We start from the raw sequence: 22,687 nt of genomic DNA, 5'->3' as shown, positions 1-22,687 counted from the left end.
CGTACCCAGACCGCCCCGTCGGAAGCAGGCTATGTCTTTGTGAACGCGTGCACAAAGATGGTGTCCGATTTGCCCGGCCAACGTGACCGGGGTCACGCACACGCGTCCCAGCCGTATTCCAGGGGGCAAAACCGCCACACTCCTCGTAATTCCCGCCCCCGAGACCAAACCGCCGTCGATCCTAAGCGACGTTCGGGTGCGCGTTGAACTACTTGGTCAGTTCCCGGCGCAGGCGGGCCTCGTCCACCCGCCAGAAGGTGTGCTGTTTCCCATCAATCAGCACAACCGGAATCTGCTCCCAGTACTCGTCGTGCAGCCGCTGGTCCTCGGTGATGTCCTTCTCCTCCCAGGGGACCCCGAGATCGGCGCAGACCTTCTCCACGACGAGCTGCGCGTCCTCGCACAGATGACAGCCGGGCTTGCGGATGAGGGTGACGAGATGACTCATGCACACCATTCTCGCGCCACCGGTGCACTTCTTTAACGGCCCGGTCGCGGAGAGTTCACAGCCTCCGAACCTCTCGGCTCCGGAACCACCGAACAAACTGGCTATGCTCACGACATGGCCGCTCTCGGATGGCTCACTCCCCGTAGGCGCTCCGCCACGGCGCGGAGCGTGTTGGCAGGCGAGGCCTCTGCGGAGGCAGCGCGCAAGTCGTCGCAGGACGCGCAGGACATACAGGATGCCCTCGCGCCTGAAATGGAAGCTGCGGAACCGGAGTTCCCGGTCCTCGGCGACGACAGAGCCGCGGCCTTCTTCGACCTGGACAACACCGTCATGCAGGGCGCGTCGATCTTCCACTTCGGCCGCGGCCTGCACAAGCGGAAGTTCTTCGAGACCCGCGACCTCCTCAAGTTCGCCTGGCAGCAGGCCTATTTCAGGCTCGCCGGCTCCGAGGATCCCGAGCACATGCAGGAGGCGCGCGACTCCGCGCTGTCCATCGTCAAGGGCCACCGCGTCGCCGAACTCCAGTCGATCGGCGAGGAGATCTACGACGAGTACATGGCCGAGCGCATCTGGCCCGGCACCCGCGCCCTCGCCGAGGCGCACCTGGCCGCGGGTCAGAAGGTGTGGCTCGTCACAGCGGCCCCGGTGGAGATCGCGAACGTGATCGCCCGCCGCCTCGGCCTCACCGGCGCGCTCGGCACGGTCGCGGAGTCCGTCGACGGCGTCTACACCGGCAAGTTGGTCGGCGAACCCCTGCACGGCCCCGCGAAGGCGGAGGCGGTCAGGGCGTTGGCGGCGGCGGAGGGCCTGGACCTGTCCCGCTGCGCCGCGTACAGCGACTCGCACAACGACATCCCGATGCTCTCGCTGGTCGGGCACCCCTACGCCATCAACCCGGACTCCAAGCTGCGCAAGCACGCGCGGGAGTTGGACTGGCGGCTGCGCGACTACCGCACGGCCCGCCGCGCGGCCAAGGTCGGCATCCCGGCGGCGGCCGGCGTGGGCGCGGTGGCGGGCGGCACGGCCGCGGCGATCGCATTGCACCGCCGACGCCGGTGACGCGGTAAACACAGCCAATCCACGGGTCGTACCCGCGTAACCCCCTGTCCAGTCACGTTGGCTGCACACGGCCACAACACGCCCCGGTCCCTGACTGAATTCGGACCGTTCTGATCAACAACCGGTCACTCTGCGGTACTTGATCGGGCGCCAACCGGTTACAGAAGCGACGTAATCGATGATTTGAGCAACTGGGTGTAGCAGCGCCTGCACGAAGCGTTATTCTCCTCAGACGCAATCCGGTACCCCTCCGTCGCTACGACGGGTGAATGTTCCGGTACTGCACGTGATGGAAGCTCTGCCTCTGGGAGTCCCGTGTACCCACACGTCGGGGTTGACGCCTCGGGCCTGGCTACGCTGCGCGCAACGGTCCAAGACCTGTTGCGCGGCTTCGTCCCCACCGCGTACGCCGTCCCCGCCGCCTTCGCCACCACCGCACCCGTAGGCCCGTGCTACGCACTGGCCGACGGCGGCGCGGCTGTTGGCAGACGAGGGCGCTCGGCCGGCGCCGCCACCGCACGCCGTCCGGCCGCTGACAGCGACAGCGCCCGGATGATGGACCTCGTGGAGCGTGCCCAGGCCGGCGAAGCCGACGCCTTCGGCCGCCTCTACGACCAGTACAGCGACACTGTGTACCGGTACATCTACTACCGAGTGGGAGGCAAAGCCACCGCCGAGGACCTCACCAGCGAGACCTTTCTGCGCGCCCTGCGCCGCATCGGCACGTTCACCTATCAGGGTCGTGACTTCGGCGCCTGGCTGGTGACGATCGCCCGCAACCTGGTGGCCGACCACTTCAAGTCGAGCCGCTTCCGGCTGGAAGTGACCACCGGCGAGATGCTCGACGCCAACGAGGTCGAGCGCTCCCCCGAGGACTCCGTCCTGGAGTCCCTGTCGAACGCCGCCCTCCTGGACGCCGTACGACGGCTCAACCCGCAGCAGCAGGAGTGCGTGACGCTGCGTTTCCTCCAGGGCCTCTCCGTCGCGGAGACCGCCCGCGTGATGGGCAAGAACGAGGGTGCGATCAAGACCCTCCAGTACCGGGCCGTGCGCACTCTCGCCCGGCTCCTCCCGGACGACGCCCGCTGACGGCATACGCTCGGTAACGCCCAACTCGCGCTCAGTGAAAGTCCGTTGAGTTCGCGGTCGGATCATCCGTCGTCCGTAACCCAAGTGCCGCGCCACTCGTTGTGCGGGATACAGGCTCCCTGTGGTCACGACCTGACCCTCCCCGATCACTCGATCGTGTGGATGCGGTCAGGCTGTGCAACCCTCAGGACCCCCTGGGGAGTCGACCGTCATGACGCGAGAGGAGGTGCCGCCAGTGATCGCGAACGTATCGGCGCACCGGCGGGCGAACGCCTTCGCCCAGGCCCTGGAAGAGGAGCAGTCCGACCAGGGCACGGCGGCCGAGCAGTCCGAAGGACCGGCCCCGGCCCCGGCTGCTGCGGAACAGACCGAGCAGGGCCGCATGCTGGCCTTCGCCGCAGGTCTCGGCGAGCTGCCCAAACCCGTGCTGGACCCCGAGGTCAAGGTGGTCCAGCGGGCTCAGCTGGTCGCCGCGTTCGAGGCCATGCTGCAAGGCGAGGCACCCGGACCCTCGGTACCGGAGCAGCGCTCCCCCCGGTCCCGGGGTGCGCACCGGGCCACCGGTCTGGGCAAGCTGCGGCCGCGCACCCGGCTCACCAAGGGCCTCGCGGCCGGCGGACTGAGCGTCGGGGTGGCGGCGGGTGCCTTCGGCGGAGTGGCCGCGGCGAGCTCGGGCGCCCTGCCCGGTGACTCGCTCTACGGCCTGAAGCGCGGCATCGAGGACTTCAAGCTCAACTACCTGTCCGACGGCGACGACCAGCGCGGTGTGGCCTACCTCGACCAGGCTTCCAACCGCCTGAGCGAGGCACGCCGGCTGATGGAGCGGGACCGCGGCGGCCACCTCGACCACGAGCAGCTCGGCGAGATCCGCCGCACGCTGTCCGGGATGACGCACGACGCGTCCGAGGGCCACCGCCTGCTGCACGAGGCGTACGAGCAGGACCCGAACTCGCTGGGCCCCATCCAGGCCCTCTCCGCGTTCTCCCGCTCGCACCGCGAGGCCTGGGGCGCCCTGCGCGACCGCCTCCCCGTCCAGCTCGGCGACGTCAGCGACCAGGTCTCCTCGGTCTTCGACGCCATAGACGAAGAGGTCGCCCCGCTCCAGTCGCTGCTGCCCCAGCCCCCGGCGACGACCGCCGGCACCGGCAAACACCGGGCCCCGGACCGGACCTCCCCGGGCGGCTCCACCGGCACCCACCGCTCGACGACCCCGAGCACGACCGACGACTCCTCCGAGTCCAGCCACTCCAGCACCCCGAGCTCGTCCGCCACCACCGGCGACGGCCTCCTCGGCGGCAACACGGGGGGCCTCCTGGACCCACCGAAGGCCTCCGGCACGGAGTCGCCATCCGCGAGCAAACCGTCGATCACCGAGCCGGACGTCACGCTGCCGCCACTGTTGCCGGGCTTGCTGCCGGGCCTCGGCATCGACAGCGAGGACGCGAATTAGCTCCGCCGGTTCTGCGGTTCTTCGGCTGCGGGCCGGTGGGGGCTGAGCGCGCAGTTCCCCGCGCCCCCAAAAAGACGGCCGGTGGACGTCCTAAGACGGTGGGCACCCCTCCAACGAGGGGTGCCCACCGTCTTTGCTTTTAGGGGCGCGGGGAACTGCGCGACCAGCCCCCACCGGCCCGCGGCCGAGAAAACTGCGGAACCAAACTAGAAGAACACCGACCTCCGCTGCACCAGCAACTTGTACAACGTGTGCTGGATCTGCTCCCTCACCTGATCCGTGAGGTTGAACATCAGCATCGGATCCTCGGCGGCCTCCGGCGGATAGCCATCCGTAGGGATCGGCTCACCGAACTGGATCGTCCACTTCGTGGGCAACGGAATCGCACCGAGCGGACCCAGCCAGGGGAACGTAGGCGTGATCGGGAAGTACGGAAAACCCAGAACCCGGGCCAGCGTCTTCGAGTTGCCGATCATCGGGTAGATCTCCTCGGCCCCGACGATCGAGCACGGAATGATCGGCGTGCCCTTGCGCAACGCGGTGGAGACGAACCCGCCCCGGCCGAACCGCTGGAGCTTGTAGCGCTCACTGAACGGCTTGCCGATCCCCTTGAAGCCCTCCGGCATCACACCGACCAACTCACCACGCCCCAGCAGCCGTTCGGCATCCTCCGCACAGGCCAGCGTGTGACCGGCCTTACGGGCGAGTTCGTTGACCACCGGGAGCATGAAGACGAGGTCCGCCGCGAGGAGCCGGAGGTGCCGCCCCGCCGGATGGTTGTCGTGGACGGCGATCTGCATCATCACGCCATCCAGCGGCAGCGTCCCGGAATGGTTGGCGACGATCAGCGCACCGCCCTCCGCCGGGATGTTCTCGATGCCCTTGACCTCGACCCGGAAGTACTTCTCGTACAGCGGGCGCAGCGCCGGCATCAGGACCTCGTCGGTGAGCTCCTCGTCGTAGCCGAAGTCGTCGACCTCGTAGTCCCCGGTGAGCCGGCGACGCAGGAACGACAGGCCATGGGCGACCCGGCGTTCCAGGGCGCTCTGGAGGCTCTGGATCTCCTCGGCCTGCGGCTTCTCCGGCTCATGTTCCTCACGCGTCACAGGAACATCATCCTGCGCGAAGTCCCGGCCCGGCAGGGGCTGGACCTCACGGACCAGCGCGGGCTCGCCGTTCTTGCGCCGGTTCCCCGTGCTCCGGCGTCGCTGCGGCCGCTGCACGCCGTTGGCGCGGGACCGGTCGTCGTCGAACGGAATGACCTTGGCATCCGCCATCGTTGATGCGCTCCTCAGTTGGCGCTCGGCGTCGGGGGGTGGCCACTGTCCGGCCCGGACAGCGCGGCGATCCGGTCGACGGCCCCCGCGAGGACCTCGGGCGGCAGGAGCCCCGGGCCCTGGCTGCGCGCGAAGTCCGCGAAGGTCTCGGCGGTCGTGTACCGGGGCTTGAACCCCAGCGTCTCGCGCATCTGGACCGTCGACACGACCCGGCCGTGGGTGAGCAGCCGGATCTGCTCCGGGGAGAAGTCCGTCATGCCCAGCGTACGCACCAGGGAACCGGCCCAGGTGACCGCGGGAAGCAGCAGCGGCACGGTCGGGCGGCCCAGGCGCCGCGAGCACTGGGAGAGCAGCAGGACGCCGTCCCCGGCGATGTTGAAGGTGCCGCTGTTGAGCGTGCCCCGCTCCGGGTCGTGCGAGGCGATCCGCAGGACGTCGATCACGTCGTCCTCGTGCACGAACTGCAGCCGCGGGTCGTAGCCGAACACGGTCGGCAGGACCGGCAGCGAGAAGTACGACGCGAGCGGTGAATCCGCCGTAGGACCAAGGATGTTGGCGAAGCGGAGCACGCACACGGCGACGTCCGGCCGGCGGCGGGCGAAGCCGCGCACATAGCCCTCGACCTCGACGGTGTCCTTCGCGAAGCCGCCGCTCGGCAGGGACTTCGGCGGGGTGCCCTCGGTGAAGACGGCCGGGTCGCGCGGGGCGGAGCCGTAGACGTTCGTGCTGGACTTCACCACCAGGCGCTTGACGACCGGCGACTTCTGGCAGGCGCCGAGCAGCTGCATGGTGCCGATGACGTTGGTCTCCTTGACCGTGGTCCGGCTGCCGCTGCCCAGGGCGGTGCCCGTCACGTCCATGTGGACGACCGTGTCGGCGCCCGACTCGGCGAGCACCCGCGCGATGGTGGGCTGCCGGATGTCGGCCTGGATGAACTCCGCGCCCCCGAGATGGTGTCCGGGCGGAACCGCGTCCACGGCGATCACCCGGTCGACCCGCGGATCCCGCTGGATCCGTCGTACGAACCGGCCCCCCAGCTGACGGGCCACTCCGGTCACGAGCACGACCTTCCCCAAGATCAGCGCCTTCCTTCTGAGTTACCCGTGTGCGGCCAACCTAGCGGTTCGGTGTTGCGCTGTGATGACCGCCCGACCGCCGAATTCCCGAGTACCCGCGAACGCGCGGTCAGACCTCGCTCAGGCCGCGGACTCCGGACATAACTGTGGCCCCCCACCGGAATGCGGTGGGGGGCCACAGGAGACGCTCTCGCGGCGCCGCGTCGCCTACTTCTTGTTACGACGCTGCACGCGCGTGCGCTTCAGCAGCTTGCGGTGCTTCTTCTTAGCCATCCGCTTGCGCCGCTTCTTGATAACAGAGCCCACGACTACCCTCGCTCACTTCTCATCACTCGGTGCTGGGCATCATGGGCCCATACGACCTACAAGGGGCCAGCCTACCCGTCCGAGCGCTGAGGTCGTAATCGAGGTATCGCCTCAGGCTGTCTCCACCCCCACATAACTCTCGCGAAGGTACTCGTGTACCGCTTGCTCGGGGACGCGGAAGGACCGCCCCACCCGGATAGCGGGCAGATGACCGCTGTGCACCAACCGGTACACGGTCATCTTCGACACTCGCATCACCGAGGCGACCTCCGCCACGGTAAGGAACTGAACCTCGTTCAGAGGCCTCTCGCCAGCTGCAGCCATGACACACCTGAACCTTCCGCACTCGACGGTCACCGGCTTCCCCTTCCGGTGACTCTTCGTCGTTGCGTGCTCACTCCCCAATGTAGGGGCGTGTGATGCGAGTGGGGAAGAGGTGCACCCATCGGCGGCCATCGGCGGCCTACTGTGACAGACACGCTCGATTGAGTACGTAGCGGGTAAGCGGCCGGTAGTAAGCGGACCGCACGGCGTCATCAAGTGGAACGACGACGGACACCGACCCCTCCGCCTCCCCCACGAACAGCGCGGGGTCGTCGGTGTCAGCCAGCCCAATGGCCTCAAACCCCAGCTGACCTGCTCCGCAGACCCACCCGTGGTCCCCGATCACCAGCTCCGGAAGCACCCCGCCGGCCTCCGCCGCCGCACCCAGCACGGTACGAACCGGCAGCGGCGAGTGCGTGTGTGCGCCGGGCTCACGACCGGAGCGTTCAGGGCCCGGTTCGCGGACGAGCGCGACGCCGTGTACGTAGTCAAGGTTGTACGTGCGTAGACCGAACCGGGTCGTTATGTCGACAGAGAGACCCTGCGCAGGGGTGAGAACAGCACATCCCGCCGCCGACAAGGCGTCCGCCAACGCGGCGTAGAACCCGAGCAGCCGATGCGGATGCCCGGTCCCGAGAAGCACGGCCCCACTCCGCTCCGCTACCTCCCCCAACCGATCGGCGAAGGCGTCCAAAGCACTCAAAGTCCGCTCGGGATCGATCACATCATGCCCGGAAGTGTGCGCCGGGTCGGCCGAAACCCCACACTTGTCCGCCATCAACCCGATCAAGTCCCCCTGCCCCCAAGTCCATTCGGGATCGAGTCCGATCAACACCCGGGGATCACGGGCCTCGAAGGCCCGGTAACTCCGCAGACTCTCCTCCCGCGAGGTGGCCACGGGCCCGGCCAGCCGCGCGGCCAGCAGATGGGCGCGGAGGGCGCCGGTGCTCAACACGAGGGTGATGGTGACGGACGGCGGCCCCGGCCACGGCCGGAACCCCGCAAACACCGCGCGGTTGGCGTAACACCGGTGACAGGACGGTGACACGACGGACCACAACTGTCGTACGGCTCCCCGGGTCTCACCTGGCGTGGGGCGGAACGACCAACCGCCCCAAGCGAGTTGACCGACAGATCACCAACTGGGGGAACACCATGATGAAGCTGTCCCGACGCACGACAACCGCCGCCGCACTCACCGTCCTCGCCCTCGCCGGCACGGCGGCCGCCACGGCCCCGGCATCGGCGGCAACGACGACCAAGGCGGCAGCCGCCGCCACGTACAACGGCGCCTGCGGCACGGGCTACAAGGTCATCGACTCCACGCCGGTGGGCAACTCCGGCAAGGTCTTCGTCACCTGGAACGAGTCCACCGGCAAGAACTGCGCCGTGACCGTCCGAAACGCCGTCGGCACCAGGATCAACATGGCGGTGACCCTGGACGCCCTCGGCAACTCGGACGACCCGTCCGTCGACTCCGGTACGTACACGAGCTACGCCGGCCCGGTCTACGTCGACGGCCGCGACTCCTGCATCGCCTGGGGCGGCACAATCGGCAACGCGTCGGCAGAGGACTCGGGCCACTGCGGCTGACGAACGAACGCCAGCGAGACTGACGCACGAATTCCAGGGGACCTCACGCAAGAACGCCGGGCGGACTGACGCACGAAATCCAGGGAGGCTGACGCAAGAACGCCGAGCGGACTGACACATGAACGCCGGGGACGGTTTGACCAGCCGCCCCCGGCGGCCACAACTCAGCGCCGCCCGGCGTGACTTGACACGGCCGACACCTCTTCAACACAGGCCGGCTTCACTCAGCCCGTCCGGCGTTTGAGGACGAGGCCGTCCAGGCCGAAGCGGGGGTCTGGGGGCGGCAGCCCCCAGGGATGGGACGGGTAGGGGCGGCGGGGGCGAAAAATCCCCGCGACCCCGGCCCCCACCCACCCGCACATCCCCCGCAGACCTACGCCAACAGCCCCCGCAACGGAAACACCGCCCGCCGAGTAGCCAGAACAGCCTGGTCAAGCCGATCCGCGGGGTCGTACCCCGACTCCCACTCGGCATACGCCACCGGCCACCGCCCATCAGTCATCCGCTGCGGCCCCAACTCCCGCGTCCGAGCAAACACTTCCTGCCGCCACCCCTCAGGAATCACCGCCTCCGGCGCGATCTCCCGCCCCGCGGCGATCGCGACGAGATGCGTCCACGACCGCGGCACCACCTCCACCACGGCATAACCACCCCCACCCAGCGCGACCCACTTCCCGTCGGCGTACTCGTGCGCAAGCTCATGACACGCCACCTGCACAGCCCGCTGCGCGTCCAACGACACCGCGAGATGAGCAAGCGGATCCTCGAAATGCGTATCGGCCCCATGCTGCGAAACCAGCACCTGCGGCCTGAAGTCCGCGATCAGCTCCGGCACGACAGCGTGAAACGCCCGCAACCACCCCGCGTCCCCGGTCCCAGCAGGCAACGCCACATTCACGGCCGCCCCCTCCCCGCCCCCGCCCCGGTCTCCTCCGGCCACCCGGTCTGCGGGAACAACGTCCGAGGATGCTCATGCAGGGAGATCGTCAACACCCGCGGGTCCTCCCAAAAGGCGGCCTGGACCCCGTCCCCGTGATGCACGTCCACATCGACATACGCGACCCGCTCGGCCCCGAGCTCCAACAGCCGGGCGATAGCAAGCGAGGCATCGTTGTAAATACAGAACCCGGAAGCAGCCCCAGGCATCGCATGATGCAGCCCACCCGAGAAGTTCACGGCATGCAGAGCGTCCCCGCCCCACACAGCCTCCGCCGCCCCCACCGACTGCCCGGCGATCAGCGCCGACACCTCATGCATCCCGGCAAAGGCAGGATCATCCATCGTGCCCAGCCCATACGCCCCGTCCGCCGCGTCCGGATCAGCCGAGGCCGCCTTCACCGCCTCGACGTAGTCCTCCCGATGGACCAGCCGCAACGTCGAATCACCGGCGGCCTTGGCCGCCACCACGTCCACAACCTCATCCAGCCCGAAGGCATCGACGAGCCTCCGGGTCAGGGCGAGCCGAACCGGGTCCATCGGATGGTCCCGGCCGAAGTCATAGCCCGTTACTGCCTCGTCCCACATCAGCTGTGCGCGCCCGCTCATGCCCGTCACCGTACCGGCCCGCCTGCGGCGCGAACGAGCGGGCGTACACCAACGTCACCAGCACCAACACCATCGGCACGAGCATGGCCCCGCGATAACTCCAGGCATCGCCCAGCGCCCCCACCAACGGCGAACCGATCAGAAACCCCACGTAATTGAACACATTGAGCCGCGCGATGGCCGTATCCGAAGCCCCCGGAAACAACCGCCCGGCCGCAGCGAAGGTCTGCGGCACCAGCACACACAACCCGAGCCCCAGCAACGTGAACCCGAGCATCCCGACCCCGGCCCCGGGCGCCACGGCCACCACGGCGAACCCCACCGCGGCCACCACGGCCCCCAGCCGCACCACCGCCACCGCCCCGAACCGCCGCACGCCCAGGTCCCCGATCCCCCGCCCGACCAGGCACATCACCATGTAGACGTTGTACGGAACGGTCGCCACCTGCTCCGAACTCCCCAGCACGTCCTTCAGATACTTCGCACTCCAGTTGGAGACGGTCGAGTCCCCGATATAGGCGAAGGTCATCACCAGACACAACGGCAGCAGCAACTTGAAGACCAGCGGCCCAGCCTCCGCGCCCTCCACCTCGCTCCCCGGCGCACCCCCGTCGACGTACCACCGACTCCCCACAAAGGCAGCCGGCAACAACACAGCCACCACGGGCAGATACGACACCCACAGCGCGAGATGCCAGTGCGCCCCCGCCCACGCCAGCGAGGCCCCCACGATCCCGCCCAGGCTGTACGCGGCATGGAAACTGAGCATGATGCTCCGCCCGTACGTCCGCTGCAGACTCACCCCGAGCATGTTCATCGAGGCATCCAGCGCACCCACCCCGAGCCCGAACGCGCCTAGCGCGACGGCCAGTTCGGCCATGCTGTCGCCCGCCCCGACCCCGAGCAGCGCCAGGAGGACGACGGGCTGGGACCAGCGCAGCAGCACGCTGGGCCGTATTCGCTTCACGAGCTGCTCGGTGGTCACGCTCCCGACCCCGGCGAGGATCGGCACGGCGGCCAGGAAGACGGGCAGCAGCCCGTCCGAGACCCCGTACCGGTCCTGGATCGCCGGGATGCGTGTCACGAGCAGCGCGAAGGTGGCGCCCTGAGCGAAGAAGCTGAACGCCAAAGAGGCCCTACCGCGCCGCAGCACATCTGTCATGGCGGCGAGCGTAAGGGCCCCGGCGTACTCGTGGGTAGATCCAGCCAAAGATGAATTCCGCTCAGCTTTACCGAGCGGCGACCAGCGAGGGCATCGCCGCAGGTACGGGGGCGTCTCCGGCCTTCAGCTCCGCGTCGATCATCTCCGCCATCGGCCCGACGGCGACACCGCCGCTGACGACCGACGTCACGGCGATCGTGCCGATCATCACGACCGTGCCGAGCCACACCATGGTGTCCACGGGCAGCGTGTACACCCCGACGACCCGCGCGACGCACTCCGCGAGCAGCATCACACCCCACACGAGCGAGAACCGCCGCTCGGCCCGCTGAAAGGCCACCGACCCGCTCAACAGCCGCTCGAACGCGGCCTCCCGCTCCGGGCTGCCCTTCACCAGGAAGGGCTTCATCCCGGCGGTCATCATCGGCTTCCCCATCACCACGGACACGAGGATCCCGATCCCCACGACACTGCTGATCCCACTGTCCTTCGCGAGCATCAGCCGCGGATCACCGGCCACGAGGCTGAGCAGCAGCCCGACGACGTTCACGAAGAGGATGAGCACCGCGAACGCGTTGACCGTCCGCTCCGCGACGACCCCCCACACGGTCCGCACCGCCGGCACGACACTGCTCCACCCCAGCGCCGCCACCGTGCCCATCCCGAACCCGCTCTTCAGCAGGTAGTACGACCCGATCGGCACCGCCACATCCGCGAGGAGCGGCCCGAAGTTCTTCTTCATGGAGCCCGTGTTCGTCGTCATGCCCTCAGCTTGCCGCGAGGCCCCGACCCGCCAGTAGAACCGATCGTCCGGACCTCGGCATGACAAATGTCAGCGCCCCGATGCTGCCCGAGGTCATTCCAACAGGTCAGCCAACTGCCCCATGTCACCAAAGAGTTGAGTGACCCCGGAGAGCCGCTCAGCAGGAGTCATCGCCGTGAACCCATACACGTCCATCCCAGCAGCAACAGCCGCCTGCACCCCAAGCGGACTGTCCTCTACGACGACACACCGCTCCGGCGCGACACCCATCCGCTCGGCCGCGTACAGGAAGAGATCCGGCGCGGGCTTCCCCCGCCCCACGTCCTCGGAGCTGAACACCCACTCGTCCTCGAACCACTCGTCCAGCCCCGTCGTCCGATGCCCCACCCGAATCCGCTCATGGCTCCCGGACGAGGCCACGCAGTACGGCACCCCGTCCGCGACCAGCCTCTCCAGCACGTCGACGGCCCCGGCGACCGGCTTCAACTCCCGCTCGAACGCGGCGAACACGCGAGCGTGGAAGGCCTCGTCGAAGTCGTCCGGAAGCCGCTGCCCGGTCCGCTCCTCGACGAGATCGTGGACGCGGTGCATCGCGGCGCCCATGTAGTCACGGAGGGACTCCTCATAGGAGGTCGGGTGCCCGAGCTCGGTGAGATAGCCGGCGAGGAGCCTGTTGGAGATCGGCTCACTGTCGACGAGAACACCGTCGTTGTCGAAGATCACGAGGTCATAGCGCATGCTACTGAGCCTAAACGCAGAAAACCCCCGTACCGAATTAACGGTACGGGGGTTTTCGCAATATTTGTTCGGCGGCGTCCTACTCTCCCACAGGGTCCCCCCTGCAGTACCATCGGCGCTGTAAGGCTTAGCTTCCGGGTTCGGAATGTAACCGGGCGTTTCCCTCACGCTATGACCACCGAAACACTATGAAACAGACAACCGCACCACTGCCGTGACCATGGCAATGGGGTTGTTCGTGGTTTCAGAACCAACACAGTGGACGCGAGCAACTGAGGACAAGCCCTCGGCCTATTAGTACCGGTCACCTCCACCCATTACTGGGCTTCCAGATCCGGCCTATCAACCCAGTCGTCTACTGGGAGCCTTAACCCCTCAAAGGGGGTGGGAACACTCATCTCGAAGCAGGCTTCCCGCTTAGATGCTTTCAGCGGTTATCCCTCCCGAACGTAGCCAACCAGCCATGCCCTTGGCAGAACAACTGGCACACCAGAGGTTCGTCCGTCCCGGTCCTCTCGTACTAGGGACAGCCCTTCTCAATGTTCCTGCGCGCGCAGCGGATAGGGACCGAACTGTCTCACGACGTTCTAAACCCAGCTCGCGTACCGCTTTAATGGGCGAACAGCCCAACCCTTGGGACCGACTCCAGCCCCAGGATGCGACGAGCCGACATCGAGGTGCCAAACCATCCCGTCGATATGGACTCTTGGGGAAGATCAGCCTGTTATCCCCGGGGTACCTTTTATCCGTTGAGCGACGGCGCTTCCACAAGCCACCGCCGGATCACTAGTCCCGACTTTCGTCCCTGCTCGACCCGTCGGTCTCACAGTCAAGCTCCCTTGTGCACTTACACTCAACACCTGATTGCCAACCAGGCTGAGGGAACCTTTGGGCGCCTCCGTTACTCTTTAGGAGGCAACCGCCCCAGTTAAACTACCCATCAGACACTGTCCCTGATCCGGATCACGGACCCAGGTTAGACATCCAGCACGACCAGACTGGTATTTCAACGACGACTCCACCCACACTGGCGTGTGAGCTTCAAAGTCTCCCAGCTATCCTACACAAGCCGAACCGAACACCAATATCAAACTGTAGTAAAGGTCCCGGGGTCTTTCCGTCCTGCTGCGCGAAACGAGCATCTTTACTCGTAGTGCAATTTCACCGGGCCTATGGTTGAGACAGTCGAGAAGTCGTTACGCCATTCGTGCAGGTCGGAACTTACCCGACAAGGAATTTCGCTACCTTAGGATGGTTATAGTTACCACCGCCGTTTACTGGCGCTTAAGTTCTCAGCTTCGCCACCCCGAAGAGTGACTAACCGGTCCCCTTAACGTTCCAGCACCGGGCAGGCGTCAGTCCGTATACATCGCCTTACGGCTTCGCACGGACCTGTGTTTTTAGTAAACAGTCGCTTCTCGCTGGTCTCTGCGGCCACCCCCAGCTCAAGGAGTAAATCCTCTCACCGGTGATGGCCCCCCTTCTCCCGAAGTTACGGGGGCATTTTGCCGAGTTCCTTAACCATAGTTCACCCGAACGCCTCGGTATTCTCTACCTGACCACCTGAGTCGGTTTAGGGTACGGGCCGCCATGAAACTCGCTAGAGGCTTTTCTCGACAGCATAGGATCATCCACTTCACCACAATCGGCTCGGCATCAGGTCTCAGACTATGTGTGATCCGGATTTGCCTAGACCACGTCCTACACCCTTACCCCGGGACAACCACCGCCCGGGATGGACTACCTTCCTGCGTCACCCCATCACTCACCTACTAACCGCTTGGGCCGGCGGCTCCACCACTTTCCATTCCCCGAAGGGTCCGGAACGGCTTCACGGCCTTAGCATCACGATGCTCGATGTTTGACGCTTCACAGCGGGTACCGGAATATCAACCGGTTATCCATCGACTACGCCTGTCGGCCTCGCCTTAGGTCCCGACTTACCCTGGGCAGATCAGCTTGACCCAGGAACCCTTAGTCAATCGGCGCACACGTTTCTCACGTGTGTATCGCTACTCATGCCTGCATTCTCACTCGTGAACCGTCCACCACTAGCTTCCGCTGCGGCTTCACCCGGCACACGACGCTCCCCTACCCATCCCAGCAGGCGTTGGCCCTATTGCTGGAATGACACGACTTCGGCGGTACGCTTGAGCCCCGCTACATTGTCGGCGCGGAATCACTAGACCAGTGAGCTATTACGCACTCTTTCAAGGGTGGCTGCTTCTAAGCCAACCTCCTGGTTGTCTCTGCGACTCCACATCCTTTCCCACTTAGCGTACGCTTAGGGGCCTTAGTCGATGCTCTGGGCTGTTTCCCTCTCGACCATGGAGCTTATCCCCCACAGTCTCACTGCCGTGCTCTCACTTACCGGCATTCGGAGTTTGGCTAAGGTCAGTAACCCGGTAGGGCCCATCGCCTATCCAGTGCTCTACCTCCGGCAAGAAACACACGACGCTGCACCTAAATGCATTTCGGGGAGAACCAGCTATCACGGAGTTTGATTGGCCTTTCACCCCTAACCACAGGTCATCCCCCAGGTTTTCAACCCTGGTGGGTTCGGTCCTCCACGAAGTCTTACCTCCGCTTCAACCTGCCCATGGCTAGATCACTCCGCTTCGGGTCTTGAGCGCGCTACTATATCGCCCTGTTCGGACTCGCTTTCGCTACGGCTTCCCCACACGGGTTAACCTCGCAACACACCGCAAACTCGCAGGCTCATTCTTCAAAAGGCACGCAGTCACGACTGTATGTGCAAGCACATACAGCGACGCTCCCACGGCTTGTAGGCACACGGTTTCAGGTACTATTTCACTCCGCTCCCGCGGTACTTTTCACCATTCCCTCACGGTACTATCCGCTATCGGTCACCAGGGAATATTTAGGCTTAGCGGGTGGTCCCGCCAGATTCACACGGGATTTCTCGGGCCCCGTGCTACTTGGGTGTCTCTCAAACGAGCCGTTGACGTTTCGACTACGGGGGTCTTACCCTCTACGCCGGACCTTTCGCATGTCCTTCGCCTACATCAACGGTTTCTGACTCGTCCTGTCGCCGGCAGACGACAGAAGAGAGATCCCACAACCCCGTATACGCAACCCCTGCCGGGTCTCACACGCATACGGTTTGGCCTCATCCGGTTTCGCTCGCCACTACTCCCGGAATCACGGTTGTTTTCTCTTCCTGCGGGTACTGAGATGTTTCACTTCCCCGCGTTCCCTCCACTTGCCCTATGTGTTCAGGCAAGGGTGACAGCCCATGACGACTGCCGGGTTTCCCCATTCGGAAACCCCCGGATCAAAGCCTGGTTGACGACTCCCCGGGGACTATCGTGGCCTCCCACGTCCTTCATCGGTTCCTGGTGCCAAGGCATCCACCGTGCGCCCTTAAAAACTTGGCCACAGATGCTCGCGTCCACTGTGCAGTTCTCAAACAACGACCAACCACCCGTCACACACCACTCACGCGATGTTTTACCGGGGTCGGCACTGAAGGCAGCCTCTCGGCCGTGCCCTCAGACACCCAACAGCGTGCCCGGCCCTGTCGCCACTCGTGATCAGCTTTCCACGCCCCGAAGAGCAGTACTCACAGCCATGAGATGACCGACAGTGCCGAATAATCAACGTTCCACCCTTGAGCAACCAGCACCGGACATTCGCCGATGTACTGGCCTCTGACCAAGTTCCCGAAGGTTCTTGGTAAGAAGTGCTCCTTAGAAAGGAGGTGATCCAGCCGCACCTTCCGGTACGGCTACCTTGTTACGACTTCGTCCCAATCGCCAGTCCCACCTTCGACAGCTCCCTCCCCACAAGGGGGTTGGGCCACCGGCTTCGGGTGTTACCGACTTTCGTGACGTGACGGGCGGTGTGTACAAGGCCCGGGAACGTATTCACCGCAGCAATGCTGATCTGCGATTACTAGCAACTCCGACTTCATGGGGTCGAGTTGCAGACCCCAATCCGAACTGAGACCGGCTTTTTGAGATTCGCTCCACCTCACGGTATCGCAGCTCATTGTACCGGCCATTGTAGCACGTGTGCAGCCCAAGACATAAGGGGCATGATGACTTGACGTCGTCCCCACCTTCCTCCGAGTTGACCCCGGCGGTCTCCTGTGAGTCCCCGTCACCCCGAAGGGCACGCTGGCAACACAGGACAAGGGTTGCGCTCGTTGCGGGACTTAACCCAACATCTCACGACACGAGCTGACGACAGCCATGCACCACCTGTACACCGACCACAAGGGGGGCACTATCTCTAATGCTTTCCGGTGTATGTCAAGCCTTGGTAAGGTTCTTCGCGTTGCGTCGAATTAAGCCACATGCTCCGCTGCTTGTGCGGGCCCCCGTCAATTCCTTTGAGTTTTAGCCTTGCGGCCGTACTCCCCAGGCGGGGAACTTAATGCGTTAGCTGCGGCACCGACGACGTGGAATGTCGCCAACACCTAGTTCCCACCGTTTACGGCGTGGACTACCAGGGTATCTAATCCTGTTCGCTCCCCACGCTTTCGCTCCTCAGCGTCAGTAATGGCCCAGAGATCCGCCTTCGCCACCGGTGTTCCTCCTGATATCTGCGCATTTCACCGCTACACCAGGAATTCCGATCTCCCCTACCACACTCTAGCTAGCCCGTATCGAATGCAGACCCGGGGTTAAGCCCCGGGCTTTCACACCCGACGTGACAAGCCGCCTACGAGCTCTTTACGCCCAATAATTCCGGACAACGCTTGCGCCCTACGTATTACCGCGGCTGCTGGCACGTAGTTAGCCGGCGCTTCTTCTGCAGGTACCGTCACTTGCGCTTCTTCCCTGCTGAAAGAGGTTTACAACCCGAAGGCCGTCATCCCTCACGCGGCGTCGCTGCATCAGGCTTTCGCCCATTGTGCAATATTCCCCACTGCTGCCTCCCGTAGGAGTCTGGGCCGTGTCTCAGTCCCAATGTGGCCGGTCGCCCTCTCAGGCCGGCTACCCGTCGTCGCCTTGGTGAGCCATTACCTCACCAACAAGCTGATAGGCCGCGGGCTCATCCTGCACCGCCGGAGCTTTTAACCCCCACACATGAGTGCGGGAGTGTTATCCGGTATTAGACCCCGTTTCCAGGGCTTGTCCCAGAGTGCAGGGCAGATTGCCCACGTGTTACTCACCCGTTCGCCACTAATCCCCACCGAAGTGGTTCATCGTTCGACTTGCATGTGTTAAGCACGCCGCCAGCGTTCGTCCTGAGCCAGGATCAAACTCTCCGTGAATGTTTTCCCGTAATCGGGACCACATACACGAGAGCGGAACAGTCAGGCGGAATAAGCCCGACCGTTCACAGCGTCCTCGCTGTATGTTTTCTTCAAAGGAACCCTGCCACCGGAAGAATCCGATGGACGGGGTATCAACATATCTGGCGTTGATTTTTGGCACGCTGTTGAGTTCTCAAGGAACGGACGCTTCCTTTGTACTCACCCTCTCGGGCTTTCCTCCGGGCTTTTCCCTTCGGTCTTGCGTTTCCGACTCTATCAGACCGTTTCCGGTTCCGATTTCCTCGGTGCTTTCCAGGTTTCCGCTTCCGCGTTTCCCTTTCCGGCGGTTCCGACTCTATCAGATCCTTTCGGGCCTGACTCCCAGTCAGCGGGGCTTGCCTTCCCGGCCGTTGGGCCGTTCCGACGAGTGAGACTTTAGCGGATTCCCGAGTCCCGAGCGAATCGGGGCTGTGCGTCCTTTCGAACGCGGATTCCTCATTTCGCAAATACGCATGCCAATACAACGCGACGACGGATCGTCGATTGTTTGTAGGTACCTGCGGAATGGTTGTCCGGGGACCGACCGGGGTCGGCGCTCACGTCGGACAACTCGGAGAACACTACGTACGCGGTAGGGGCGTGTCAACTCCGCTCCGGAGAGCACTGCGGAGGCGTACGGTGGGTGACGTGACTACGCATACGTGCACCCAGCAGTGGTGGGCCGCCTGACGGCGGCCGTACACACGTATGTACTCAACGGCCGCCGCATCGGCGGCCGTTCGCGTTTCTCCCTCCAGAGGGTCGGCCGGCCGGGTGCGGCGGTCTCTATCAGGAGGTGGAGAGATGACGCGGGTCTTCAGTGGGGTCAAGCCGACCGGGCACCTGACGCTGGGGAACTACCTGGGCGCCATCCGGCGGTGGGTCGACGTGGATCAGCGGCAGAGCGACGCGCTGTTCTGTGTGGTCGATCTGCACGCGCTGACCGTGGACCACGATCCGGCGCGGGTGCGCAGGCTCAGTCGGCAGGCGGCGACGCTGTTGCTGGCGGCGGGGCTGGATCCCGAGCTGTGCACCGTGTTCGTACAGAGTCATGTGGACGAGCACGCGCGGCTGTCGTACGTCATGGAGTGTGTGGCCACCGACGGTGAGATGCGGCGGATGGTGCAGTACAAGGAGAAGGCCGCGCGTGAGCGGGAGCGGGGCGGGAGTGTGCGGCTGTCCTTGCTGACGTATCCCGTGCTGATGGCGGCGGACATCCTGGCGTACGGGACGGACGAGGTGCCGGTCGGGGACGACCAGACGCAGCATGTGGAGCTGACCCGGGATCTGGCGGTGCGGTTCAACCAGCGGTACGGGCACACGTTCGTCGTCCCTAGGGCGACTCGGCCGGCGGTGGCGGCGCGGGTGATGAACCTCCAGGAGCCGACTTCGAAGATGGGGAAATCGGACGACTCCGGGCCGGGCATCGTCTATCTGCTGGACGAGCCCGATGTCGTACGGAAGAAGGTCATGCGGGCCGTGACCGACAGTGGCGCGGAGGTCGTCTACGACCGGGAGGCGCGGCCGGGGGTGGCCAATCTGCTGGAGATCCTGGCCGCTTGCGGTGGTGGGAACCCCGAGGACCTGAGCGGTGTATATGAGTCGTACGGAACTTTGAAGAAGGACACGGCGGAGGCCGTGGTCGAGCTGCTCAGGCCCGTGCAGGAGAGGCACAAGGAGTTGTGCGCGGATCCCGCTTATGTGGAAGGGGTGTTGCGGGATGGGGCGGAGAAGGCGAGAGAGATGGCGAAGCCGATGGTCGACAGCGCGTATCGAGCCATCGGGCTTCTGCCTGCGTAGCTGCGTGGCCGGTTAGTTCTTCGACTGGCTGACCGGCTAGCTGTTTCCGGAGGCCAGTTCGCGGCTGCGGTCGCGGGCTGCCTCCAGGGCGGCGATGAGTGCGGCGCGTACGCCGTGGTTCTCCAGTTCGCGGATGGCGTTGATCGTCGTGCCGGCGGGCGAGGTGACGTTCTCGCGGAGCTTCACGGGGTGCTCGCCGCTGTCGCGGAGCATGACGGCGGCGCCGATCGCGGACTGGACGATGAGGTCATGGGCCTTGTCCCGCGGCAGGCCGAGCAGGATGCCCGCGTCCGTCATGGCTTCGACCAGGTAGAAGAAGTACGCCGGGCCGGAGCCGGAGAGGGCGGTGCAGGCGTCCTGCTGGGACTCGGGGACGCGGAGCGTCTTGCCCACGGCGCCGAAGATCTCGTCGGCGTACGCGAGATGGGCCTCGGTGGCGTGGCTGCCGGCGGAGATGACGGACATGGCCTCGTCGACGAGGGCGGGGGTGTTCGTCATGACACGGACGACAGGGGTGCCTGCGGCCAGGCGCTCCTCGAAGAAGGAGGTGGGGATGCCCGCCGCGCCGCTGATGATCAGGCGGTCGGCGGGGAGGTGCGGGGCGAGTTCGTCGAGGAGGGTGCCCATGTCCTGCGGCTTGACCGTGAGGATCAGGGTGTCGGCGGTCTTCGCGGCCTCCGGGTTGGTGACCGGGGTGACTCCGTGGCGGGCGCGGAGTTCTTCGGCGCGCTCGGGGCGGCGGGCGGTGACCAGCAGGTCGGCCGGGGCCCAGCCCGCTCGGATCATTCCGCTGAGCAGGGCCTCACCGATCTTGCCGGTGCCGAGGACTGCGACTTTCTGACTCATGGGCCCATCCTCGCACCGGCCGTGGGCAGGAGTGGTGGCTGTCCGGCTGGCGGAACGAGACCTTTCTACTCCTCACTCCTCTATGCCGTACGCCTTCTCAGGGTGGCCGCGCCCAGGCACAGCACCAGCAGCGCGCAGCCGGCCACGATCAGGGCGTCGCGTACGAAGGTGGCGGTCATGTCGGTGTGCTTGAGGACCTCGTTCATGCCGTCGACGGCGTACGACATCGGCAGGACGTCGGAGATGGCCTCCAGGACGGGGTGCATGTCGGAGCGGGGAGTGAAGAGGCCGCAGAGGAGGAGCTGGGGGAAGATCACCGCCGGCATGAACTGGACGGCCTGGAACTCGGACGCCGCGAAGGCCGAGACGAAGAGACCGAGGGCCGTGCCGAGCAGGGCGTCGAGGAGGGCGACCAGGAGGAGGAGCCAGGGGCTGCCGGTCACGTCGAGGCCCAGGAACCAGACGGCGAGGCCCGTCGCCAGGGCGGACTGGATGATCGCGAGGATGCCGAAGGCGAGGGCGTAGCCGGCGATCAGGTCGCCTTTGCCCAGCGGCATGGCGAGGAGGCGTTCGAGGGTGCCGGAGGTGCGTTCGCGCAGGGTGGCGATGGAGGTGACCAGGAACATCGTGATGAGGGGGAAGATGCCGAGAAGTGAGGCGCCGATGCTGTCGAAGGTGCGCGGGCTGCCGTCGAAGACGTAGCGCAGCAGGACGAGCATCACGCACGGGATGAGGATCAGCAGGGCGATCGTGCGGGGGTCGTGGCGGAGCTGGCGCAGGACCCGGGCGGCGGTGGCGGCGGTGCGGGAGGCGCTGAGGGCGCGGGGGCCGGCAGGTGTGGGCGCGCTGGTCGTCGTAGCGGCCGTGGTCGTGGCCGTGTTCGTGCTCATCGGGTCGGCTCCTTCTGGCGGGCGGTGGCTGCGGCCTCGTCGACCAGGTGCAGGAAGGCGGCTTCGACCGTGTCGGAGCCGGTGCTGGTGCGGAGGGCTTCCGGGGTGTCGTCGGCGAGGATCTCGCCCTCGCGCATCAGGAGGAGGCGGTGGCAGCGCTCGGCCTCGTCCATGACGTGGGAGGAGATGAGGAGGGTGGCGCCGCGGGAGGCGGCGATGTCGTGGAAGAGGGCCCAGAGGTCACGGCGCAGGACGGGGTCCAGACCGACGGTGGGTTCGTCGAGGACGAGGAGTTCGGGGGTGCCGAGGAGCGCGACGGCCAGGGAGACGCGGCTGCGTTGGCCGCCGGAGAGGTTGCCGGCGAGGGCGTCGGCGTGGGTGGTGAGGTCGACGTCGGTGATGGCGCGGGTGACGTCGTCGTGGCGGCGGGTGGCCGCGGCGCGGCCGGGGTCGAGGATCGCGGCGAAATAGTCGAGGTTCTGACGGACCGTCAAGTCGTCGTAGACGGAGGGGGCTTGGGTGACGTAGCCGATACGGGTGCGGAGGGTGGGGTGGCCCGCCGGGCGACCGAGGACGTTCAGCGTGCCAGTGACTTTGGCCTGGGTGCCGACGATCGAGCGCATGAGGGTCGACTTGCCGCAGCCGGAGGGGCCGAGGAGGCCGGTGATCTGTCCGCGCGGGACGGTGAAGTCGAGGGCGTGGAGGACGGTGCGGGGGCCGCGGGCGACGGTGAGGGACTCGGCTTGGATCGCGGGGTCGCGTCCTGCGCCGGGGGCGGTTTCGGGTGGGGTGACGACTGCGGTGACGGGTGAGGCGTCGGGGGATCCGGGCGGGCCGGGGAGATAATTCATCACGTGATGAATAATGCTCCGGCCGGATGGGGGCGTCAAGTGGGTTCGGTGGGTGCGGGTGGCTTCCCTGGGGAGGGCGGGCGTGGTCTTCGGTGGGAGGTGTCCCATCCAGGGAGGGCGACCGTGGTCTTCGGGTGGGGGGCGTCTCCTCCGGGGAGGCGGCCGTGGTCTTCAGCGGGAGGTGTCTCCTCCGGCGAGCACGATCGC

17 protein-coding genes, 3 rRNA genes and 1 pseudogene are annotated in these 22,687 nt (G+C 65.8%); 5 read left to right on the top strand and 16 right to left on the bottom strand.

Features of this window, described 5'->3' with window-relative positions; all coding sequences use genetic code 11:
* Window positions 1–208: 208 nt before the first annotated feature.
* A complete protein-coding gene (locus R2B38_RS23525; protein WP_033282409.1) occupies window positions 209–457 on the bottom strand; it encodes a glutaredoxin family protein in 249 nt (82 codons plus the stop codon).
* A 105-nt stretch (window positions 458–562) separates the two neighbouring features.
* On the opposite strand from R2B38_RS23525, the gene R2B38_RS23520 reads away from it, so the two are divergent.
* The 3 genes from R2B38_RS23520 to R2B38_RS23510 all read left to right on the top strand — a co-directional run bounded on the left by R2B38_RS23520 (window position 563) and on the right by R2B38_RS23510 (window position 4,046).
* Window positions 563–1,507, top strand: a complete 945-nt coding sequence (locus tag R2B38_RS23520) for an HAD-IB family hydrolase (protein WP_318018016.1) — start codon at window positions 563–565, stop codon at window positions 1,505–1,507.
* A 315-nt stretch (window positions 1,508–1,822) separates the two neighbouring features.
* Window positions 1,823–2,596 (top strand): ECF subfamily RNA polymerase sigma factor, BldN family, encoded by a 774-nt coding sequence (locus tag R2B38_RS23515; RefSeq protein ID WP_026151088.1) that lies wholly within the window; start codon window positions 1,823–1,825, stop codon window positions 2,594–2,596.
* Window positions 2,597–2,831: 235 nt separating this feature from the next.
* Window positions 2,832–4,046 carry a DUF5667 domain-containing protein gene (locus tag R2B38_RS23510; RefSeq protein WP_318018015.1) on the top strand — a complete coding sequence of 405 codons (1,215 nt, stop codon included), beginning with the start codon at window positions 2,832–2,834 and terminating at the stop codon, window positions 4,044–4,046.
* A 206-nt stretch (window positions 4,047–4,252) separates the two neighbouring features.
* Here R2B38_RS23510 and R2B38_RS23505 read toward each other — a convergent pair whose 3' ends face one another.
* The 5 genes from R2B38_RS23505 to R2B38_RS23485 form a co-directional block, all read right to left on the bottom strand.
* Window positions 4,253–5,323, bottom strand: coding sequence for a lysophospholipid acyltransferase family protein (locus tag R2B38_RS23505; RefSeq protein ID WP_318018014.1), 1,071 nt, complete (start codon window positions 5,321–5,323; stop codon window positions 4,253–4,255).
* Between the two features lie 14 nt (window positions 5,324–5,337).
* Window positions 5,338–6,399: an NAD-dependent epimerase/dehydratase family protein gene (locus tag R2B38_RS23500; protein ID WP_318018013.1), complete on the bottom strand. Its 1,062-nt coding sequence runs from the start codon at window positions 6,397–6,399 to the stop codon at window positions 5,338–5,340.
* 207 nt (window positions 6,400–6,606) lie between these two features.
* Window positions 6,607–6,705: a 30S ribosomal protein bS22 gene (locus R2B38_RS23495; protein WP_003948845.1), complete on the bottom strand. Its 99-nt coding sequence runs from the start codon at window positions 6,703–6,705 to the stop codon at window positions 6,607–6,609.
* Between the two features lie 111 nt (window positions 6,706–6,816).
* On the bottom strand, window positions 6,817–7,029 hold the full coding sequence (locus R2B38_RS23490; RefSeq protein ID WP_004984898.1) for a helix-turn-helix domain-containing protein: 213 nt from the start codon (window positions 7,027–7,029) through the stop codon (window positions 6,817–6,819).
* Between the two features lie 139 nt (window positions 7,030–7,168).
* Window positions 7,169–7,984, bottom strand: a complete 816-nt coding sequence (locus tag R2B38_RS23485; protein WP_318018012.1) for a phosphatase — start codon at window positions 7,982–7,984, stop codon at window positions 7,169–7,171.
* Window positions 7,985–8,184: 200 nt separating this feature from the next.
* Between R2B38_RS23485 and R2B38_RS23480 the strand changes: the two genes are divergently transcribed.
* Window positions 8,185–8,622 carry a hypothetical protein gene (locus R2B38_RS23480; RefSeq protein ID WP_051801141.1) on the top strand — a complete coding sequence of 146 codons (438 nt, stop codon included), beginning with the start codon at window positions 8,185–8,187 and terminating at the stop codon, window positions 8,620–8,622.
* A 373-nt stretch (window positions 8,623–8,995) separates the two neighbouring features.
* Here R2B38_RS23480 and R2B38_RS23475 read toward each other — a convergent pair.
* From R2B38_RS23475 to R2B38_RS23445, 7 genes and pseudogenes are all read right to left on the bottom strand, one after another.
* Window positions 8,996–10,167, bottom strand: a pseudogene (locus R2B38_RS23475) (acetoin utilization protein AcuC).
* Window positions 10,118–11,329: an MFS transporter gene (locus R2B38_RS23470; RefSeq protein ID WP_318018011.1), complete on the bottom strand. Its 1,212-nt coding sequence runs from the start codon at window positions 11,327–11,329 to the stop codon at window positions 10,118–10,120. Before R2B38_RS23470 ends, R2B38_RS23475 begins: the two are co-directional and overlap by 50 nt.
* Before the next feature lie 67 nt (window positions 11,330–11,396).
* Window positions 11,397–12,092 (bottom strand): VC0807 family protein, encoded by a 696-nt coding sequence (locus R2B38_RS23465; RefSeq protein ID WP_318018010.1) that lies wholly within the window; start codon window positions 12,090–12,092, stop codon window positions 11,397–11,399.
* A 93-nt stretch (window positions 12,093–12,185) separates the two neighbouring features.
* Window positions 12,186–12,830: an HAD family hydrolase gene (locus R2B38_RS23460; protein ID WP_318018009.1), complete on the bottom strand. Its 645-nt coding sequence runs from the start codon at window positions 12,828–12,830 to the stop codon at window positions 12,186–12,188.
* A gap of 66 nt (window positions 12,831–12,896) precedes the next feature.
* Window positions 12,897–13,013: ribosomal RNA gene (gene rrf / locus R2B38_RS23455) — 5S ribosomal RNA — on the bottom strand.
* Between the two features lie 91 nt (window positions 13,014–13,104).
* A 23S ribosomal RNA gene (locus tag R2B38_RS23450) occupies window positions 13,105–16,228 on the bottom strand.
* Between the two features lie 316 nt (window positions 16,229–16,544).
* Window positions 16,545–18,072, bottom strand: a 16S ribosomal RNA gene (locus R2B38_RS23445).
* The 16S, 23S and 5S rRNA genes sit together here, the layout of an rRNA operon.
* Before the next feature lie 825 nt (window positions 18,073–18,897).
* Between R2B38_RS23445 and trpS the strand changes: the two genes are divergently transcribed.
* Complete coding sequence (gene trpS, locus R2B38_RS23440) at window positions 18,898–19,893, top strand: tryptophan--tRNA ligase (RefSeq protein ID WP_318018008.1); 996 nt, start codon at window positions 18,898–18,900, stop codon at window positions 19,891–19,893.
* Between the two features lie 36 nt (window positions 19,894–19,929).
* Here trpS and proC read toward each other — a convergent pair whose 3' ends face one another.
* The 3 genes from proC to R2B38_RS23425 all read right to left on the bottom strand — a co-directional run bounded on the left by proC (window position 19,930) and on the right by R2B38_RS23425 (window position 22,483).
* On the bottom strand, window positions 19,930–20,739 hold the full coding sequence (proC, locus tag R2B38_RS23435; RefSeq protein ID WP_318018007.1) for a pyrroline-5-carboxylate reductase: 810 nt from the start codon (window positions 20,737–20,739) through the stop codon (window positions 19,930–19,932).
* An 80-nt stretch (window positions 20,740–20,819) separates the two neighbouring features.
* Complete coding sequence (locus R2B38_RS23430; RefSeq protein WP_318018006.1) at window positions 20,820–21,629, bottom strand: ABC transporter permease; 810 nt, start codon at window positions 21,627–21,629, stop codon at window positions 20,820–20,822.
* A complete protein-coding gene (locus R2B38_RS23425) occupies window positions 21,626–22,483 on the bottom strand; it encodes an ABC transporter ATP-binding protein (protein WP_318018005.1) in 858 nt (285 codons plus the stop codon). The genes R2B38_RS23430 and R2B38_RS23425 overlap by 4 nt, the downstream gene beginning before the upstream one ends.
* Window positions 22,484–22,687: the final 204 nt, after the last annotated feature.

Source organism: Streptomyces sp. N50, assembly GCF_033335955.1.
Classification (GTDB): domain Bacteria; phylum Actinomycetota; class Actinomycetes; order Streptomycetales; family Streptomycetaceae; genus Streptomyces.
This window is presented reverse-complemented; position numbering and strand designations above follow the sequence as displayed.